General features: G+C 61.1%; 20 protein-coding genes. 12 read left to right on the top strand and 8 right to left on the bottom strand.

Going from position 1 to position 18,570, the window contains the following annotated elements:
• Positions 1-117 precede the first annotated feature (117 nt).
• The gene (locus FHL07_RS00645) at positions 118-1,227 is read right to left on the bottom strand and encodes a collagen-like triple helix repeat-containing protein (protein ID WP_138737941.1); all 1,110 of its coding nucleotides are present in this window, start codon (positions 1,225-1,227) and stop codon (positions 118-120) included.
• Positions 1,228-1,507: 280 nt separating this feature from the next.
• A complete protein-coding gene (locus FHL07_RS00640; RefSeq protein WP_138737940.1) occupies positions 1,508-2,353 on the bottom strand; it encodes an SDR family NAD(P)-dependent oxidoreductase in 846 nt (281 codons plus the stop codon).
• 155 nt (positions 2,354-2,508) lie between these two features.
• Here FHL07_RS00640 and FHL07_RS00635 point away from each other — a divergent pair, with 155 nt between their 5' ends.
• Positions 2,509-3,414: a LysR family transcriptional regulator gene (locus tag FHL07_RS00635; protein WP_138737939.1), complete on the top strand. Its 906-nt coding sequence runs from the start codon at positions 2,509-2,511 to the stop codon at positions 3,412-3,414.
• 62 nt (positions 3,415-3,476) lie between these two features.
• On the opposite strand, the gene FHL07_RS00630 is transcribed toward FHL07_RS00635, so the two are convergent.
• Positions 3,477-4,172, bottom strand: coding sequence for a tRNA (adenine(22)-N(1))-methyltransferase (locus FHL07_RS00630; RefSeq protein ID WP_095000614.1), 696 nt, complete (start codon positions 4,170-4,172; stop codon positions 3,477-3,479).
• Between the two features lie 238 nt (positions 4,173-4,410).
• On the opposite strand from FHL07_RS00630, the gene FHL07_RS00625 reads away from it, so the two are divergent.
• From FHL07_RS00625 to arsH, 4 genes are read left to right on the top strand one after another with little or no spacing between them, the layout of a single operon-like run.
• Positions 4,411-4,758 (top strand): metalloregulator ArsR/SmtB family transcription factor, encoded by a 348-nt coding sequence (locus FHL07_RS00625; RefSeq protein WP_095018501.1) that lies wholly within the window; start codon positions 4,411-4,413, stop codon positions 4,756-4,758.
• An 8-nt stretch (positions 4,759-4,766) separates the two neighbouring features.
• Positions 4,767-6,050 carry an arsenic transporter gene (locus FHL07_RS00620; protein ID WP_095023340.1) on the top strand — a complete coding sequence of 428 codons (1,284 nt, stop codon included), beginning with the start codon at positions 4,767-4,769 and terminating at the stop codon, positions 6,048-6,050.
• A 23-nt stretch (positions 6,051-6,073) separates the two neighbouring features.
• Positions 6,074-6,544, top strand: coding sequence for an arsenate reductase ArsC (locus tag FHL07_RS00615; protein ID WP_095024624.1), 471 nt, complete (start codon positions 6,074-6,076; stop codon positions 6,542-6,544).
• An 11-nt stretch (positions 6,545-6,555) separates the two neighbouring features.
• A complete protein-coding gene (gene arsH / locus FHL07_RS00610; protein ID WP_095000099.1) occupies positions 6,556-7,251 on the top strand; it encodes an arsenical resistance protein ArsH in 696 nt (231 codons plus the stop codon).
• A gap of 56 nt (positions 7,252-7,307) precedes the next feature.
• Here the strand turns inward: arsH and FHL07_RS00605 are convergent, their stop codons facing one another.
• From FHL07_RS00605 to FHL07_RS00595, 3 genes are all read right to left on the bottom strand, one after another.
• A complete protein-coding gene (locus FHL07_RS00605) occupies positions 7,308-7,616 on the bottom strand; it encodes an AzlD family protein (protein WP_138737938.1) in 309 nt (102 codons plus the stop codon).
• Positions 7,613-8,323, bottom strand: a complete 711-nt coding sequence (locus tag FHL07_RS00600) for an AzlC family ABC transporter permease (protein WP_095000613.1) — start codon at positions 8,321-8,323, stop codon at positions 7,613-7,615. The genes FHL07_RS00605 and FHL07_RS00600 overlap by 4 nt, the downstream gene beginning before the upstream one ends.
• Positions 8,324-8,425: 102 nt before the next feature.
• Positions 8,426-8,776 carry a DUF2834 domain-containing protein gene (locus FHL07_RS00595; RefSeq protein ID WP_095018497.1) on the bottom strand — a complete coding sequence of 117 codons (351 nt, stop codon included), beginning with the start codon at positions 8,774-8,776 and terminating at the stop codon, positions 8,426-8,428.
• Positions 8,777-8,890: 114 nt separating this feature from the next.
• Here FHL07_RS00595 and FHL07_RS00590 point away from each other — a divergent pair, with 114 nt between their 5' ends.
• Entirely contained in the window at positions 8,891-9,697 is an 807-nt protein-coding gene (locus FHL07_RS00590; protein ID WP_232527577.1) for a helix-turn-helix domain-containing protein, read from the top strand.
• 7 nt (positions 9,698-9,704) lie between these two features.
• Here the strand turns inward: FHL07_RS00590 and FHL07_RS00585 are convergent, their stop codons facing one another.
• Positions 9,705-10,235, bottom strand: coding sequence for a glyoxalase superfamily protein (locus FHL07_RS00585; RefSeq protein WP_095000095.1), 531 nt, complete (start codon positions 10,233-10,235; stop codon positions 9,705-9,707).
• A 226-nt stretch (positions 10,236-10,461) separates the two neighbouring features.
• On the opposite strand from FHL07_RS00585, the gene FHL07_RS00580 reads away from it, so the two are divergent.
• The 5 genes from FHL07_RS00580 to FHL07_RS00560 all read left to right on the top strand — a co-directional run bounded on the left by FHL07_RS00580 (position 10,462) and on the right by FHL07_RS00560 (position 16,452).
• On the top strand, positions 10,462-10,902 hold the full coding sequence (locus tag FHL07_RS00580) for an EamA family transporter (protein WP_138738082.1): 441 nt from the start codon (positions 10,462-10,464) through the stop codon (positions 10,900-10,902).
• 127 nt (positions 10,903-11,029) lie between these two features.
• Complete coding sequence (gene alr / locus FHL07_RS00575) at positions 11,030-12,259, top strand: alanine racemase (protein ID WP_095019864.1); 1,230 nt, start codon at positions 11,030-11,032, stop codon at positions 12,257-12,259.
• A gap of 189 nt (positions 12,260-12,448) precedes the next feature.
• Entirely contained in the window at positions 12,449-12,961 is a 513-nt protein-coding gene (locus FHL07_RS00570; RefSeq protein ID WP_095000093.1) for a sigma-70 family RNA polymerase sigma factor, read from the top strand.
• Complete coding sequence (locus FHL07_RS00565) at positions 12,958-13,929, top strand: DUF4880 domain-containing protein (protein WP_138737937.1); 972 nt, start codon at positions 12,958-12,960, stop codon at positions 13,927-13,929. Before FHL07_RS00570 ends, FHL07_RS00565 begins: the two co-directional genes overlap by 4 nt.
• Positions 13,930-14,040: 111 nt before the next feature.
• Positions 14,041-16,452 (top strand): TonB-dependent siderophore receptor, encoded by a 2,412-nt coding sequence (locus tag FHL07_RS00560; RefSeq protein ID WP_138737936.1) that lies wholly within the window; start codon positions 14,041-14,043, stop codon positions 16,450-16,452.
• 45 nt (positions 16,453-16,497) lie between these two features.
• On the opposite strand, the gene nikR is transcribed toward FHL07_RS00560, so the two are convergent.
• Positions 16,498-16,905 carry a nickel-responsive transcriptional regulator NikR gene (gene nikR / locus FHL07_RS00555; protein ID WP_095000090.1) on the bottom strand — a complete coding sequence of 136 codons (408 nt, stop codon included), beginning with the start codon at positions 16,903-16,905 and terminating at the stop codon, positions 16,498-16,500.
• 90 nt (positions 16,906-16,995) lie between these two features.
• On the opposite strand from nikR, the gene nikA reads away from it, so the two are divergent.
• Entirely contained in the window at positions 16,996-18,570 is a 1,575-nt protein-coding gene (gene nikA / locus FHL07_RS00550; protein WP_138737935.1) for a nickel ABC transporter substrate-binding protein, read from the top strand.

Genomic DNA, 18,570 nt, shown 5'->3' with positions numbered 1-18,570 from the left:
TGGCAGAGAACGCAATTGCCAATAAAACCAGCCAAGGGTGAACGAAAAACAGCCCGGTCTGCACCTGAACTTCAGGGGTACAGACCGAACCGTACAACAGCGTCCGCGCGCGGCCAGTCAGTTTTTGTTTAGCAGGCCGCCAAGCAGACCACCCAGCCCGCCGGAAGCACTTGCGCCACCCGAGGTGCCGGTGTTTGTCTGAGTACCGGTTGAACCTGTGGCCGTGCCCAGCCCGCCCAGCAAACCGCCCAGCCCGCCGGTAGTTGTGCTTGTGCCGGTGCCGGTGGTTGTCGTCGGGTTCAGGTAACCGCCGGATTTATCCAGTGCCCCACCCACACCGCCTAGCACACCGCCCACCACATTGGTGAGCGGGTTCTTGCCGGTATCGACTACCTTGTCACCCAGCCCGCCGACCACGCCGCCAACCTTCGTCAACAACCCGTCCACCGGCTGCCCCAACCCGGTGGTGGTGCCTACCTTGCCTGTGACGTTTTCCACCATTGAGATCACGGGGACCACGACCTTGTCATTCAAACCACCGGTAGCCTTGCCCAATTGGCCGCTGGTCACATTGGTGGTCAGTGTGTTGCCAAGCATGGTGACGGTGGTGCCGACCTTGTCCACCAGCCCGCCCGCGGTGCCGGTGACCTTGCCCACTACGCCGCCTACCAGCGGGACCTGACTGATCGGTGTGTTGTCGACCAGAGCGCTGACACCTGTGCCGAGAGACGAAACGCCTTTACCCACATCGCTGACGCCATTGGTAACACCTGCCACGGTAATGCCCAGCGAGTTTTTGTCAGTGCCCAGCGAGCCCAGGCCATTGGTCACGCCATCGGTAATGGAAGTCACGGCATTACCGGTATTGACCACCAACCCGCCTGCTGCGCCGACCACAGGAACGGTGGTCAGGGTAGTGCCCACGCCGCTGACCAGGGTGCCGACACCGCCCAGTCCGGTGCCGACTTCACCGGCGACCTGCCCCGTGACCAGAGGCGGGGTAACTGCCGGGTTAGGCGGATTGGTTGGATTGGTTGGATCAGTCGGATCAGTTGGATCTGTCGGTGTAGTGGGATCAGTTGGCGTGGTCGGATTGGTCGGCGGCGTCGGCGTGCTTGCGCTGTCACTGCTGTGATGCCCGCCACCACCACTGTGGCAGCCCGCCAGGCTGGCGCTCATGACCAACAACAGGGCCGTGCTTGTTTTCAACCAGAGTTGGGTGTTCATAATCAGCTCCCTTGAATCTGTCATGCCTGAGTTCGAAAGCTCCCAGCACTCGCATCAGAGGGAGTTTCCATCCTGGGGAACATGACAACGCCACGGGCTCGAACCCACAACTCACTCCTTGGTATTAATACTCTCTATAAGGCTGCCGCGACTCGACTTAAGGACTAATGCTCAGGTTATAAAAAGCGCTGCATATCAACTTGCACAGGGCTTTTTCACGCAATGGCCGCAGCGCCCCCTACTTAAGTGGTAAGCACAATTAACAAGACCGACCCCAGCATCAGCATTCCTTGATCTGCTCCCACAAGCGGGCGACCTGCTCGGCGCTGTCGGCCCTGATTCGGGCCAGATCCAGGGGGTAGTCCACCCCGGGATTCTCGACAAACCGCGTTGCCGTGAACTGACCATTGCTGGCCCGCAGAATATAGCCGCTGTCCTGGCACTGAGCCGAGGCCAGAAAGATCACACCGGGGGTCACCCACTGGGGCTTGAGGTTGTCCGGTTCGCCGTTAACGCCCCACATCCGGGTCTTGGCCACCGGCGCTACTGCGTTTACCAGGATGCCATCGGCGGCACCCTCCCTGCTCAGGGCATTCATGATGCCCAATTGTGCCATCTTGCCGGCGGCGTAGGCGGTCAGGCCCGGCTGGGCATAGGGCTGGTACATGGCCCGGTCCGAAGAGGTCAGCACCACCCGCGCCGCCGATGATTGGCGCAGGTACGGCCAGGCATGTTTGCACAGCCAGATCGGGCTATACACATTGATCCCCAGCGCGCGCTCGACAAACTCAGGCTGCGCTTCTTCAATAGCCTGGTAACCGACCCAGCCCGCGTTGTGGATCACAATATCCAGCCGCCCGAACGCTTCGACGGCCGTTTCGACCAACTGCCGGCAACCCGTCTCGCTGACCAAATCACCGTGATGACCGATCACGCTGTAGCCCTGGGCTGCCAGCGCTTGCGCGGCGTCATGGGCAACGGATGCATCTGCTGCTGCGCCTTGCCTGTCTGCGCCAATATCACTGATCAGCACATGGGCGCCCAGCCGTGCCAGCTCCCTGGCATAACTCAAGCCCAGGCCCCGGCCAGCACCCGTTACAATTGCGGTTTTGCCGTTAAAGTCCATAAGGATGCCCTCTTGATTGATACTTCACCGTAACAATCAAAAGGCGCGTTGTTTAATACCGTTCAACAGGCCCGTTGATACCCGCTGCCTATCAGCCCCTCTGTGAGAGCGGCGGTGTTCGCAGATAACCCCGTTCAAAGGAAGGAACACTGCACATGATCGAAACCCGACTGCTCCGTCAGTTCATCGCGGTGGCTGAGGAACTGCATTTCCACAAGGCCGCCGTGCGCCTGCACATGGCCCAGCCACCCCTGAGCCAGGCGATCAGCCGACTGGAAGACAAGCTGGGGTTAGCCCTGTTCACCCGCAGCAGGCGCGAGGTCAAGCTGACGCCCGCAGGCCAGGCCTTTTTGCAGGCGGCCTGTCGCACACTCAAGGAACTGGAACAGGGGGTGGAGTACGCCCGCCAGGTGGCGCAAGGGGTAGCCGGTGTGCTCACTGTCAGCGCGGTATCTATCGCGTACTACGAGCCGTTGCTCAACAGCCTCAGGCAGTTTCGCCAAACCTTTCCCCAGGTCCAGCTGGTGATCAAGGAAATGCCTTCCTCCAGCCAGGCCGAGGCGCTGCTGGCTGCCGAGACCGATATCGCCTTTATGCGCAAACTGCCCTTCATCGCAGCCGACATCGAATCGCGCCTGTTGCTCGACGAGGCCATAGTCATGGCCCTGCCCCTGGATCATCCCAAGGCGCAGTCAGGGCCCATCGAGCTGCGCGATTTTGCTTACGAAGACTTTGTCTTTACTCCACAAGCCCTGGGCAGCGGCTATCACGGCCAGTTGATCGGCCTGTGCGAAAACGCCGGGTTCTACCCCAGGGTGGTACAGGAGGCCGCACAGCTGCATACCCTGATCGGCCTGGTAAGTTGCGGTTTTGGCGTGGCCCTGGTGCCGCAATCCCTCGCCGGCTCGACGCTGCGCGACAAGGTAGCGTTCCGTCCGATCCGGCCGCTGACAGGCGCTGCCAACCCGACCATCGGCCTGTACATGAACTGGCATGCCCATAACCCGTCACCGCTGATACAGCACTTTATTGCCATGCTCGATGGCAACACTCAACCCTGAACAGGCTCAGCGAACCCCTTCAAGTACACTTGCTGGCATGGCTGCGCCGCATGAGTCGAGACTCAAGCCAGCAGTTCGCTGATCCATCTGACCTGTCGGGCAATTTCCTCCACCCGGGCTTCGGGCACGGCCTGGCGCGCCAGGGCAAGATTGCTCAGAACCTTGCGTTTTTCACCCAGCATACGTTGCCATTTACCCAGAAACAGCGGGCTGCGCGCCTGCATCTGGAAGGGGCCAAAGTACAATTGCTCGGCGGTATAGCTCACCGGCCCGATGCGTTCGGCGACGATGATTTCGTAGTAGAAACGGTTTTCCCGCAGCAGTTCTTCGCAAAGGATGTGGTAGTGGTTTTCCATCAGCCATTGCCGTAAAGGCTGCTCGCCGCCGTTGGGTTGCAGGATCAGGCGCTCCCGTCCGCTCAGGTGTGCCTTGCCACTTGCAAGAATATCGCGGATGGTCTCGCCGCCCATGCCGCAGATGCTGATCGCCGTAATCTCGTCCTGCGGCCTGATCGCTGCCAGGCCACTGGCATGGCGCACGCTAATGCGTTGCTCGAAGCCGTTTTCGCGCACGGTACGCCGGGCCGCCTGAAAGGGCGTCAGGGCCACCTCGCCCGCCACGGCGGCGGCAATGGCCCCCCGACGCAGCAACGCCACCGGCAGGTAGCCGTGGTCCGAGCCGATATCGGCCAGCCGCGCACCGGCCGGCATATGGGCTGCCACGCGCTCCAGACGCATGGACAATGTGTGTTCGTTCAACTGCTGTTCCTTTTCACCACGGATGCCCGCCAGTGTGGGGGGCGGCACATGATGCGCGGTGAGCAGGCCCGGGTAAAGCACCGGCACACGCCGCCCCTGAGGGAGCGGGCTTGCTCGCGATACCGCCGGCAAGCCCGGCTCCCACCTTTACCGAGCACGTCTTGCGGGGGATCAAGGTTGATATTACATATGGATATCCGTATATTCGAATTTCCATATGTATAGACAGAGAGTCACCATGCTCAGTCCCGCCGCACTGTTCAAATGCCTGTCCGATGAAACCCGCGCCAGGGCCACCTTGCTGATCGCCCGTGAGGGCGAGCTCTGTGTATGCGAACTGGTCTGTGCCCTGGATGAAAGCCAACCGAAAGTTTCCCGCCATCTGGCCCAGCTTCGAGGCTGCGGGTTGCTGCTCGACCGCCGCCAGGGGCAGTGGGTGTATTACCGTCTCAACCCGCAACTGCCGGACTGGGTGCGCAGCGTTCTTGAAACCACCCTGCTGGCCAACACCGAGTGGCTTGCGCACGACAGTGCCCGGCTCTCTGCCATGGGCGAGCGCCCGCTCAACACCATTGCCTGCTGCTGAGACGTCCGATGCTTATCGCCTTCGCAATTTTTTTGGTCACTCTGGTTCTGGTCATCTGGCAGCCCAAGGGCCTGGGGGTGGGCTGGAGTGCCTCACTGGGTGCGGTTGTGGCACTGCTTGCGGGGGCGGTGTCACTGCACGATATTGCCCAAGTGTGGGCCATTGTATGGAATGCCACGGCCACTTTTATCGCCGTGATCATCATCAGCCTGTTGCTCGACGAAGCAGGTTTCTTTCAGTGGGCAGCCCTGCATGTGGCCCGCTGGGCCAAGGGTGATGGCCGCCGCCTGTTTGTGTTTACCGTGCTGCTGGGGGCCGGTGTATCGGCACTGTTTGCCAATGACGGCGCGGCACTGATCCTGACCCCCATCGTGATCTCGATACTGCTCGCCTTGCGCTTTTCTGCCGCCTCAACCCTGGCGTTTGTCATGGCCGCAGGCTTTATTGCCGATACTGCCAGCCTGCCGCTGGTGGTGTCGAACCTGGTCAATATTGTCTCGGCCGACTACTTCGGCCTGGGTTTCAGCGCCTATGCCGCGGTCATGGTACCGGTCAACTGCGTTGCAGTCGCCGCCACGCTGCTGGTGTTGTACGGGTTTTTCCGCCGCGATATTCCACGCCACTATTGTCTTGATGAGCTGCCCGAACCACGAAAGGCCATACGCGACCCGTTGACGTTTGCTGTCGGCTGGGGGGTTCTGGTCTTGCTGCTCACAGGCCTGTTTGCACTGGAACCACTGGGCATTCCAGTCAGCGCGATTGCTGCAGTGTGCGCCGCCCTGCTATTCGCTGTGGCTGCGCGCAGCCACGTCATTTCAACGCGACGGGTGTTGCGCGAAGCTCCCTGGCAGGTGGTGACGTTCTCACTGGGCATGTACCTGGTGGTGTACGGGCTGAAAAATGCCGGGCTGACCCACCACCTGACGCTGGTTCTCAATCAGTTGGCCGAGTCCGGCCTTTGGGCCGCCACCCTGGGCACCGGCGTGCTCGCCGCACTGCTGTCTTCGGTGATGAACAATATGCCCGGGGTCTTGCTCGGCGCGCTGTCAATCCAGGCCAGTGATGCCAGCGGGGTGATCCGCGAAGCGATGATCTACGCCAATGTCATCGGCTCCGACCTGGGCCCGAAAATCACCCCCATCGGCAGTCTGGCCACCCTTCTGTGGTTGCATGTGCTGGCACGCAAGGGCATTCGCATCACCTGGGGTTACTACTTCAAGGTGGGGCTGATCCTGACCCTGCCGATTCTGCTTGTCACCCTGTCTGCCCTGGCTTTGCGCCTGAGCCTTTAATACCACCGCAAAGAGCAACTACCATGCGTGTTCTGTTTATGTGTACCGCCAATAGCTGTCGCAGCATTCTGTCCGAAGCCATGTTCAACCATCTGGCGCCGCCAGGGTTCCAGGCCATCAGTGCGGGCAGTTTTCCCCGGGGGCAGGTGTTGCCCCGCAGCCTGCTCACCCTGCAAGAAGCCGGTATCGGCATAGACGGCCTGAGCAGCAAGGGCAATGACGCCTACGAAGACAACCCGCCGGATATTGTCATCACCGTCTGCGACAAGGCCGCCGCTGAGGCGTGCCCGGTGTATTTCGGCCCGGCCATCAAAGCCCACTGGGGGTTGGCAGACCCTTCAGAGGTCAAGGGTGACGAGGCGACCGTAACCGCCGCGTTCCACGCCACCCTGGCGCATATCGAAACGCGCTGCCGGGCCTTTTTCGCCCTGCCCTTTACCCGGCTTGAGCCCGCGGCACTTAAACGCGAACTCGACCGTATCAGCACCCTGTAACCGGAGCCACCATGAGCGACACACTGCCCAATCTCGACACCACATTGATTTCTGCCAAAACCGTGCAACCCGCTAGCCCGCACAAACCACGCATCCTGTTGTTATACGGTTCGACGCGGGAACGCTCGTTCAGCCGCCTGCTGGTAGAGGAAGCGGCCAGATTGCTCGAACACTTTGGCGCCCAGACTCGGATCTTCAACCCCTCGGGCCTGCCGCTGCCCGATGACGCCCCGAATGATCACCCCAAAGTCCAGGAACTGCTGGAACTGATGCAGTGGTCTGAAGGGCAAGTGTGGTGCTCGCCGGAACGGCATGGCGCGATGTCAGCTGTGTTCAAGGCGCAAATCGACTGGGTGCCTCTGGCATTGGGCGCGGTACGCCCGACTCAGGGCAAAACCCTCGCGGTGATGCAGGTGTGCGGCGGCTCCCAGTCATTCAATGTGGTCAACCAGTTACGCGTGCTGGGTCGCTGGATGCGCATGTTCACCATCCCCAACCAATCTTCGGTGCCCAAGGCCTATCTGGAGTTTGACCAGCACAACCGCATGAAACCGTCTGCGCTGTATGACCGCGTGGTCGATGTCATGGAGGAACTGGTGAAGTTCACCGTATTGCTGCGCGATCGCCCGGACCTGGTTGACCGGTATTCCGAACGCAAGGAGTCGGCGCAAGAACTGAGCCAGCGGGTCAATCAGCGCTCAATTTGAACAGTGGCTGTTGTTGAAGAAGTCGACGCGCGCCTCGACTTCTTCAACCTGGTCATTTACAGATGCCTGAACACCGCAGCCGCGATCACCCCTGCGGCAATTGCCGGCAGCGGCTTCTTGAGCAGCAGCATCACTGCTGCGGTGGTCAGCAAGGCCAGCCGTGCGCCGTTATCGCCGTTGAGGGCCAGGGGCGCGAGCAAGGCGACCAGCACCGAGCCCGACATGGCGCTGATAAATTGCTGCACCCGGTAGTTGATGGGCACGAAGGACATCACGAAAACGCCCCCCAAACGCGTAATCAACGTGACCACAGCCATAATCAGAACAATGATGAAGGTGCCGTAACCGGCGATATCGATGCTCATTTTTTCTTCTCCATCCACACCGCACCCAACACCCCGCCCGCCAATGCGCCGACCACCACATGGCTGTTTTCAGGCAAATAGCGGTACGCCAACAGCGACGAGGCGCCCGCCACGCACCAGATAATCAGCATGCGCAGGTTTTTTTGCCCGCCGATTACCATCGCCAGCAGAAAACAGCCCATCACCATGTCCAGGCCCAGGCTGACCGGGTCCTCAATTGCGCTGCCGAAGTACACGCCCAGCCAACTGCCCAGCACCCAGGCCGCCCACAGGGCTATGCCACCGCCCAGGATCAGGCCGATGCCCGATTTGCCGCTGTTGAATGCCTGCATCGACATTGCCCAGTTGGCATCCGAGATCACCATCATCACCCCGTAGCGCTTGGCCGCAGGCAGCTCGCGCAGCCAGGGATACAAGGTCGCACCCATCAGCAGATGGCGGGCATTGATGGCAAACACCGTGACGATCAGGGGCACTACCGGGACCTGCGCCCCCCAGAGATCAAGGGCACCAAACTGCGAGGCCCCGGCAAATACCAAAGCGCTCATCAACAAACTGGCGCTGTTGTCCAGACCGGTCTGCGCGGCAGCCAGACCGAAGGCCACACCGAACACCACCACAAACATGGAAATGGGCAACAGCTGCTTGAAACCATCCCCTACCTCGGCCCAGTTCAGCTCGACCACGCTTTTATCACTGCTCGACAACACACCACCCCTTCTGCGCTACGCCACACTGTTTTTATGCCCGCATTATGCGGGGCTGAATCTAATGCACAACAGTGCGCAGGTGTGAAAGGTGTCGCAATGTCAGGGTTGGCGCGGCGTTTTCAGACAGGCCCGGCTGTTTGTGCCCGGGTTGCGTACGAACCCCTCGACCACGATATACAGCAGCGGGCCGATGGCGACGAAAACCGCGGTCAGCAGCAGGTACGGCAGCACACTGGCCAGCGAGCGGCCTTTACCGCGTGCATCGCGGTACATCCACACGCAAGCCAGCGCCGCCATCAGGTACAGGTCGATCACCACTTGAGCCGTGTCCGGGCTGGCCATCAGTTCCAGTCCGAAAGCTGCAAGGGACTGGTGGGCGGTCAACATCGTGAAGATTGTGTAAGCAGAGAACCCGAGCAACGCGGCAAGGGCGAGACAGGATTTTTTCATTAGCGTTACCTAATCGACGAAGTGGACAAGGCTCCAGTTAGTGATACTTTTCCCCCACCGGCAATGACCTCACAGGTCATGGACTCAGCCTTTTGCCCCTGCCAGAGTTTATGGATGAACAACCTGACCTTTCCCCGCATCAACACCCCGACAACCGCTGGCCCGCAGCTGCGTCTGCTGCGCCGTCAGGCCGGTATGAGCCAGCTGGAGCTGGCCTTGATCACGGGTATTTCCCAACGCCATTTGAGCTGCATCGAAACCGGGCGCGCCAAACCCGGCCCCGGCACCTTGCATAACCTGCTGATGGCCCTCGAGGTACCGCTGGAGCAGTGCAACAGCCTGTTTCTGGCCTCGGGTTATGCGCCGCGCTACGAGACAACGCCGCTCTCTTCGCCGGCCATGGAGGCCGTACGTGAGGCCATCAGCCATGTGTTGCACGCCAACAACCCCGCCCCGGCGATTGTGTTGGGCAGCCACTGGCAGGTGCTGGATGCCAACGCCAGCACCGCAGCCCTGTTCAGCCTGGTCGGGCTACCCGCAGACGCGGCCCGGGACTTGAACCTGCTGACCACACTGCTGCAACCCGGCGGCCTGGGTGATTACCTGATCAACCCCGAAGAAATAAGAACCCTGGCCTGGCAACGGGCGACACGCGAGGCCCTGTCCAACCCCGTACTGGCCAGTCTTATGCAAACCCTCAGCGCCCCGGACACCCTCGCGGCCCTGCCCCGGGAACTGCCGCCACTGGTCTTGACCCGCATTGCCTGCGTCCATGGCGAGCTGAACTTCATGTCCACCTTCACCACATTCGGCATGCCGCTCGATATCACCGTAACCTCAATGCGTATCGAGCATCTGATCCCGGCGGATGCACAAACCTGGCAGATCATGACAGCGGCTTATGAGCGCTCACGGGGCTGAAGATCCGTCAGTCCTGGCAAAAACGGATGCGGTTGCCAAACGGGTCATGAACCTCCAGCACCCGTCCCCAGCCCTGCTGGACAATCTGCGGGCGGCCATAACCGTAGCGCTTGGCCATTAGCTCGTCGTGCAGCAACTCGATATTGTCCATGGGTACGAATACCGTGGAGCCGGGGCTGGCATCGCCATGATGCTCGGAAAGATGCAGTTGCAAGCCGCTGCGGCTGATGCCCAGATAGAGCGGCAAACCTGCTTCGAAGCGGTGCTCGAACTCAACGCTGAAACCCAGGAAATCCAGATAGAACTCTCGGGCCTTGGCCTCATCAAACATCCGCAATATCGGAATCGGCCTGTCGAAGCTAATTGCCGGCGCAGCACTCTGCACAGGCAGCCGTGCACTGGCCGTATTCCAGTCCTTGTAACCCAGTTGCCTGGCAACCAGTTCAAGGGCGATGGCATGGGTGACTTCCAGATTGCGCGCCTGCAGCGAGGTTCGCAGGCTCTTGGCCATCTGTTTGGCTTGCTCGATTGACAGCATCAGTGCTCCCGGGGGCGAAGGCTTTTGGTGCTCGCGTTGCCAAACCTCGACCGTCAAGAGAGAGGGGAAAAGGCAGATAATCATGCTTTCACCTTCCCATGGGGAGCGAGCGGCGGGCAGCATCGGCCAGTGCCGATAGTACACAAGCCCTGCACCGGGTTACAGCCTCAACGCCCCTGCATGACATATGCTTGAAAGCACCTTCAGCGATCACTCAGGCAAACCCATGGGCTCGACTTTCTATTCAAGCTGGACATTCTGGGCATTACTTTCGGCGGTGTTCGCTGCCATTACGGCGATTTTCGGCAAAATTGGCATTACCGGCATCAACTCCGATTTCGCCACCTTACTGCGTACCGTCGTCGTGCTGGTGAGCCTGGCACTGATCCTCTACGCAACCGGCCAGTATCAGTCGCTGGGCTCGATTTCGGCGCGCAGCTATGTGTTTCTGGTGCTCTCGGGGCTGGCCACCGGGGCCTCGTGGATCTGCTATTACCGAGCCCTGCAACTGGGCCAGGCGTCACTGGTGGCGCCGGTGGACAAACTCAGCGTGGTGATCGTGGCCGTGCTGGGCGTGACGCTGCTGGGTGAAAAGCTCGATATTCGCCAATGGGCGGGGATCAGCCTGATTACCGTGGGTGTGGTGTTGCTGGCGTGGCGGCGATAGGTGCCCTTTGGCACCACGACACTTTCAGACAGATACGCGGCCCGGGGAGTGACTTTTCCTGCAAGCCAATCCTAGTATTGCCGCGCGTCACCCTGCCGCAAAAAAATAACGTATGGAAACTCAGCAAATGCCCTTCACCCGTACCCTTCTTGCCCTGTCTTTGGGCATGGCTTTAATGCACAACCCGGCCTTCGCCGCCCCGCCGCTGTCGATGGTCGATGGCGTTGCCCAGGTCAATACACAGGACAGCAATGCCTGGGTCGAGATCAACAGAGCCGCGTTCGTCCACAACATTGGCGTGTTGCAAGCGACTGTGGGCGACAAATCGAAAATCTGCGCCGTGCTCAAGGCCGATGCCTACGGTCACGGCATCGGCCTGCTGATGCCTTCAATCATCGCTACCGGTGTGCCTTGCGTTGGCGTGGCGAGCAATGAAGAGGCTCGCGTGGTACGTGAAAGCGGCTTCAAGGGCCAACTGATCCGTGTGCGTACGGCAGCCCTCAGCGAGCTGGAAGCGGCGCTGCCGTACAATATGGAAGAGTTGGTGGGCAACCTTGATTTCGCCGTCAAGGCCAGCCTGATTGCCGAAAAACACGGCCGTCCGCTGGTGGTGCACCTGGGCCTGAACTCCAGCGGCATGAGCCGCAACGGCGTGGAAATGACCACCGCCGAGGGCCGCCGCGACGCGGTCGCCATCACCAAGGTGCCGAACCTGGAAGTGCGCGCGATCATGACCCACTTCGCGGTAGAAGACGCCGACGACGTGCGTGCAGGGCTCAAGGCGTTCAACGAGCAGGCACAATGGCTGATCAATGTTGCAGAACTCGATCGCAGCAAAATCACCCTGCATGCGGCCAACTCGTTCGCCACCCTGGAAGTGCCGGAATCGCATCTGGACATGGTTCGCCCGGGCGGTGCGTTGTTCGGCGACACGGTGCCGTCGCACACCGACTACAAGCGCGTGATGCAATTCAAGTCCCATGTCGCTTCGGTCAACAGCTACCCCAAGGGCAACACCGTGGGCTATGACCGCACCTGGACGCTGGGGCGCGACTCGAAACTGGCCAATGTCACCGTGGGTTACTCCGACGGTTACCGCCGTGCCTTTACCAACAAGGGTATCGTGCTGATCAACGGCCATCGCGTGCCGGTGGTGGGCAAGGTCTCGATGAATACCCTCATGGTCGACGTTACAGACGCGCCGGATGTCAAAAGCGGCGACGAAGTGGTGTTGTTCGGGCAACAGGGCAAGGCCGAAATCAGCCAGGCGGAAGTTGAAGACATCAACGGTGCATTGCTGGCCGACCTGTATACGGTGTGGGGCAACTCCAACCCGAAGATCCTGGTCGAGAAGTAGGGCCTGCATAGAGCTTGTAGAGACTCTGTTGCAGGTCAAGCCCTAGTGTGGGAGCGAGCCTGCTCGCGAACGACTTCGCGAGCAGGCTCGCTCCCACATCTGACACAGCGCGAAACATTCCCGAGCATACGTTAATGAGAAGCGCTATCATTGCGATCCTTGTCAGTGTCTGCTCCGGGATTGCAATCGATGCTCACGTCCTCCCCTTCCTCACGCCGTGCCGTGGGTGAACTCTATGTTCAGCATCACGGCTGGGTGGTGCAGTTGCTGCGCCGCAAGCTGGGCAATCAGGAGCAGGCTCTGGATCTGGCCCAGGACACGTTTGTGCGCATGCTGCGTACCGACACACCCGCGCCGCTGCGCGAACCCCGGGCCTATCTCACCACCATTGCCAGCCGCCTGTGCGGCCAATACTTCCGTCGTCAGGCGCTGGAGCGGGCCTATATGGAGTCCCTGGCGCTCCTGGAGCCGCAGCTTGTGCCCTCCCCGGAATCTCGCCTGCTGGTGTTGGAGGCACTGGACGCCGTCGGCCAGGTGCTCGATGGCCTGGGCGCAAAAGTGCGGGAGATTTTTTTACTGTCGCAACTGGACGGCCTGACCTACCCGCAGATCGCCGAACGCATGGGCCTGACCGTCAACGTGGTGCAAAAAGCCATGCTCAAGGCTTACCGACACTGCTACAGCGCGGTCTACACCGGGTGAGTCTGTTCGAGCCCACCAACACCCAGCGCCTCGACCAGGATGTGGTCGAGCAAGCCTTGCAGTGGATGGTCACCGTGCAATCGGGCGTCAGCACCGAGGCCGAGCTTCTGGCCTGCCAGCATTGGCGCGCGCAATCCGCGCAACATGAACTGGCCTGGCAGCGCCTCACCGGGCTTAATACCGACATTCGCGACAGCACCCGCATGCTGCCTGCCGCCGGTGCCCGGACGTTGCTGCGCTCGCGCAATGCCCCGGGCAGACGCACGCTGCTCAAGGGCTTTGCCGGCCTGGGCGTGATGCTGGCCACCGGCTATGGGGTGCGGGAACGGGTGCTGCTGCCAGAGCTGTTCAGTGACTATCGCACCGCCACCGGCGAGCGGCGCCAGTTAACTCTGGCAGAGGGTGTCGACCTGACCCTCGACACCCACACCGCCCTCGATACCCGCACCACCGCCGCTGGCACGGAACTGTTCCTGAGCCTGGGCCGCGTGCTGGTCAGCGCTGGCGATATCAGGCTCAGCACCGCCAATGGCCAGGTGCTGCCCGCGCCCCGCTCACGCCTGGTGATCAGCCACAACCTGCCGTGGCAGGCAGGCACCCAGGTCCAGGTGCTGAGCGGCAGTGCATCGATCAAGCTGGCACGGGGCGACAGCTTGAGTCTGGATGCCGGCCAGCAGGTAACGTTCGACAGCCAGACAGACAGCACACCGCGCCCGGTCACGGTCGGTGCCGATGCCTGGGTCAACGGCCTGCTGATCGCCGAACGCATGCCACTGGGCCAGGTGATTGCCCAGCTCAACCTCTACCTCCGTGGCGTGGTGCGCTGCGACCCGCAAGTCGCGGCATTGCGGGTGTCGGGATCGTTCTCCATCGACCGCCCCGATGCCAGCCTCGACCTGCTCACGCGGGTGCTGCCAATCCGCGTGCAGCGAGTGTTTGGCTACTGGGCCAACGTGGTCGCGGCCTGAAAATAATTATTTTCAATACCGCCGGCAGTTTTTCTTATCTGGTGCATCAAGTTCAGGGAAGACGCTGATTAACAGCGCAACGCCGACCCTTTTCACACATGGACAGTCTTTATGCACAGCCGACTTACCCCCCTCGCCGGTGCCTTGCGCACCTTTGTATTCGGTTTATCCATTGCCACGGCCAGCCAAGGCGCATTCGCAGCCTCAGGCAGCCAGCATGCCTACAGCATTGCGCCGGGCAGCCTGGACGCGGTGCTGGGCAGTTTTGGCCAACAGTCCGGGGTGATGATCGCGGTGGATTCGAGCCTGACAACCGGTATGCGCAGCAGTGGCTTGAGCGGCAACTTTGCCGTCGACGAAGGCCTGCAACGGCTGCTCGCCCCGCTGGGCCTGCAGGCGGTCACTGACGGCGACGGTTACCGGGTTGTTGCCAGACCAGCGCAAGGCAACGGTGAACTGCAATTGCAGGCCACCCAGGTCACCTCCAACCAGCTTGGGACCATCACCGAAGGCAGCGGCTCGTATACCCCCGGCACCATCGCCACGGCCACACGCATGGTACTGACGCCACGGCAAACGCCGCAGTCGATCACCGTGATTACCCGCCAGCATATGGATGATTTCGGCCTCAACTCCATCGACGAGGTGATGCGCCATACCCCTGGCATCACCGTCTCGACCTTCGACAGCGAGCGCACCAACTACTATGCCCGCGGTTTCTCGGTGGAGAACTTCCAGTACGACGGCATTCCCACCCTGCGCAACTCGGCGTACTCCTCGGGCCAGACCCTGAGTGACATGGCCATCTACGACCGCGTGGAAATCCTCAAGGGCGCCACGGGCCTCTTGACCGGTGCCGGAGCCCCGGGGGCGACGATCAACCTGATCCGCAAAAAACCGACCCGCGAATTCAAGGCCAGCATCGATGTCGGTGCCGGCAGTTGGGATAACTACCGCACCCAGGTTGACGTCAGCGGCCCGCTGACCGACAGCGGCAACATTCGCGGCCGTGCCGTGGCGGCCTACCAGGACAAGCACTCGTTCATGGACCGCTATGAGCGCAAGACCGGGGTCTATTTCGGCACCCTCGAAGCCGACCTCAGCGATGACACCCTCCTGACCCTGGGCTTTGATTACCAGAACAACGACCCCCACGCCTCGGGCTGGTCGGGCAGCCGCCCGCTGTTCGACCGCAACGGCGAGCGTATCGACGTCAAGCGCTCGTACAACAACGGCGCCAACTGGAGCCGTTGGGAGCAGACCACCCAGAGCGTGTTCGCGACCCTGGAGCACAGCTTCGCCAACGGCTGGGTCGGCAAGGGCCAGTTGACCCATCAGGTCAACAGCTACGATGCGCCGCTGGGTTCGGTCATGAGCGGCCCCTTCCCGGCCACCGGCCTGTCGTCGATCTATGCCAACAAATTCACCGGGAACACCCGCACCGACGCCGCCGATGCCTACTTCAGCGGCCCCTTCAGCCTGGCTGGCCGCGAGCATGAACTGGTGATCGGCGCATCGGCCTCCAGCGCCCACTGGCAAGGCAAGGACTACGGCAACCCGACCTTCCTCAGCGCCAACGTCATTGATTTCTGGAACTTCGACGGCAAGACCACCGAGCCGGACTGGGGCGCACCGACCCAATACAACGACACCACCACACGCCAGACCGCAGGCTACATCAGCGCACGCTTCAACCTGACCGACGACCTTAACCTGCTGTTGGGCACACGGCTGGCCAACTACTGGCTGACCGGGGATTACCACACCACCGAGACCGGCCGCCTCGTGCCTTACGTGGGTGTTACCTACGACCTGAACGACAACTTCACCGCGTATGCCAGCTATACCGACATTTTCATGCCGCAAACCTACAACCGCGATCGCAACAACAAAGTGCTTGAGCCCGATGAAGGCAAAAACTACGAAGTGGGAATCAAGGGCGAGTTTTATGGCGGCAGGTTGAACACCAGCCTGGCCTATTTCGAGGTACATGAAAGCAACCGCGCCGAACCGGACGCCGAGTACAACGCCGATCCGACCAACCCGTCGATCCTCTATGCATCAGTCGGCACCAAGGCCAAGGCCAAGGGCTTCGAAGCCGAGATGTCCGGCGAACTGGCACCGGGCTGGCAGGCCCAGGCCGGTTTTACTCACAAGGTCATTCGCGGCAGCGACGACGAAAAAATCTCGACCTGGGAGCCCGAGGACCAGTTGAGCCTCTACACCACCTATAAATTCAAGGGGCCGCTGGACCGCTTGACCATCGGTGGCGGCGCGCGCTGGCAGAACCGCAGCTGGCAGAACATCTACAACCGCGCCAAGGACCAGTACCAGGACTTCAGCCAGGACGCTTACTGGCTGGTCGATGCAATGGCCAAGTACCAGGTCAGCGAGCACCTGTCCACCACACTCAACGTCAACAACCTGTTCGACAAGCAGTACTACACCAATATCGGCTTCTACAACACGGCGTATTACGGTGACCCGCGCAATGTAATGGTCAATACCCGCTGGGATTTCTAAGGCGCACTCTTTGCGCCCGCTGGACACTCAAGCACTGACCCAGCGCTACTCGAGATCTCCCAATGGAATAATCTGCGCGCTGCCATGGCGCACTCCGCGCTCGGCCATCACCTGGCGCGTCAGTTGCGCCACCTCGCCGACCGTGCCCTTGAGCACCGAGACTTCCATGCACTTGCCCTGGTCCAGATGCACATGCAGCGTCGACAGGGTCAGGTCATGGTGCTCGTGAAAGGCCGTGTTCAGACGCTTGGACAGCTCCCGGGTGGCGTGGTCATAGACGTAACTCAAGGTTGCCACGCAGGCACTTTGCGGGTCGCCCTGCTCCGGTTCCAGCAGGCCGGCGCGCAACAGATCGCGGATGGCCTCGGAGCGCCCCTGGTAGCCGTGGGTGCCAACGCGCTCATCAATTTCGGCCAATAAAGCATCGTCCAGCGAAATAGTGACCCTCTGCATCTAATCGGCCTCGCAGTTATGAACTTTTGACATAGACTTCATACCCAGCATCTGATCAGGCCACTGGCCATCAACTGAGGGAGACGCAGTGTGAAGCAGTCATGGACTAAAAAACAGCTGACCTTATGGATGATTGGAGCCTGCCTGAGCGCAGGCTTGCCGACTGCATGGGCGGGCGATGCGGCCCCCACACTGACCTACTCGTGGCCAACCAATGCCGGGCCGCTGGACCCTCGCGGCTATTCGCCGAACCAGATGTATGCCCAGGCCATGGTCTATGAACCGCTGGTGCGCTACACCGCCCAAGGCACTCTGGAACCCTGGCTGGCCACGTCATGGACAGTGTCAGCAGATGGCAAGACCTACACCTTCACCCTGCGCGACGGTGTGACCTTCAGTGACGGCAGTTCGTTCAACGCAGCCGCAGCCAAGGCCAACCTCGACGCGGTGCTCGCCAACAGCAAGCGTCATCAGTGGATGGAGCTGGTCTCCACCCTGGAGCGTGTCGAAGCACCGGACGAGCACACCCTGGTGCTGGTGCTTAAACACCCCTACTACCCGACCCTGATGGAACTGGCGCAGGTTCGCCCGTTGCGCTTTGCCGCCCCCGAGGCAAAGCCCGGCGTGCCGGTGGGCACCGGGCCCTGGGTACTGACGCAAACCCGCCGTGGCGAGTTCGACCGCTTCGAGCGCAACCCGCACTACTGGGGGCCCAAACCGGGCTATGGTTCGGTACTGGTGAAAGTCATCTCCGACCCGGACAGCCGCGCCATTGCCCTGCAAACCGGTGAAATCGACCTGATTCAGGGTGCCGACGGCGAAATCTCCCCCGGTACCTTTGTGCGCCTGCGCGATTCGGGCTTCAAGACGGCCATTTCCGCACCGCTGGCCACCCGTACCGTGGCAATGAATACCGGCCTGGCTCCGACCAATGAACTGGCCGTGCGCCAGGCGATCAATCAGGCCGTGGACAAGGACACTATCATTGCCAAGGTGCTGCATGGCCAGGAGCCGCGGGCCGATGCGCTGTTCGCCAGCAACATGCCGTATGCCGACCTGGGCCTCAAGGCACTGCCCTACGACCCCGAGCAGGCCAAAAAAAACCTGGAAGCGGCAGGCTGGAAAGTCCCTGAAGGCAAACGCATTCGTGAAAAAAACGGCCAGCCGCTAAGTATCGAACTGGTGTTTCTGGGCCCCAGTGCCCTGCAAAAAAACCTCGCCGAAATCATTCAGGGCGAACTGGCCAAGGTCGGCATCGACGTCAAGTTGCGCGCCGAAGAAGACGGTGCCCTGGTGCAGCGCCAGCGCGAGGGCAAGTTCGGCATGATCTTCGCCGATACCTGGGGCGCTCCCTATGACCCGCACTCGTTTGTCAGCTCCATGCGCTACGCCGGACACGCCGACTACATGGCCCAGCTCGGCCTGCCGATGAAGGCGGCCATCGACCGGAAAATCGCCGAAGTACTGGGCAAAACCGACGAGGGCAAGCGCGCTGACGATTACCGCGAGATCCTCACCACCCTGCACGATCAGGCCGTGTACCTGCCGATCTCACACCTGACGGCCATCAGTGTCAGCGGAAAAAACGTCGACAATGTTCAATTCGGCAGCACGCTGTTTGATGTGCCGTTCGAAGTGATGCACCCCACCACAGGGAAGCCATAA

It is taken from the genome of Pseudomonas sp. FSL W7-0098, from assembly GCF_005930585.1.
Taxonomy (GTDB): domain Bacteria; phylum Pseudomonadota; class Gammaproteobacteria; order Pseudomonadales; family Pseudomonadaceae; genus Aquipseudomonas; species Aquipseudomonas bubulae.
This window is presented reverse-complemented; position numbering and strand designations above follow the sequence as displayed.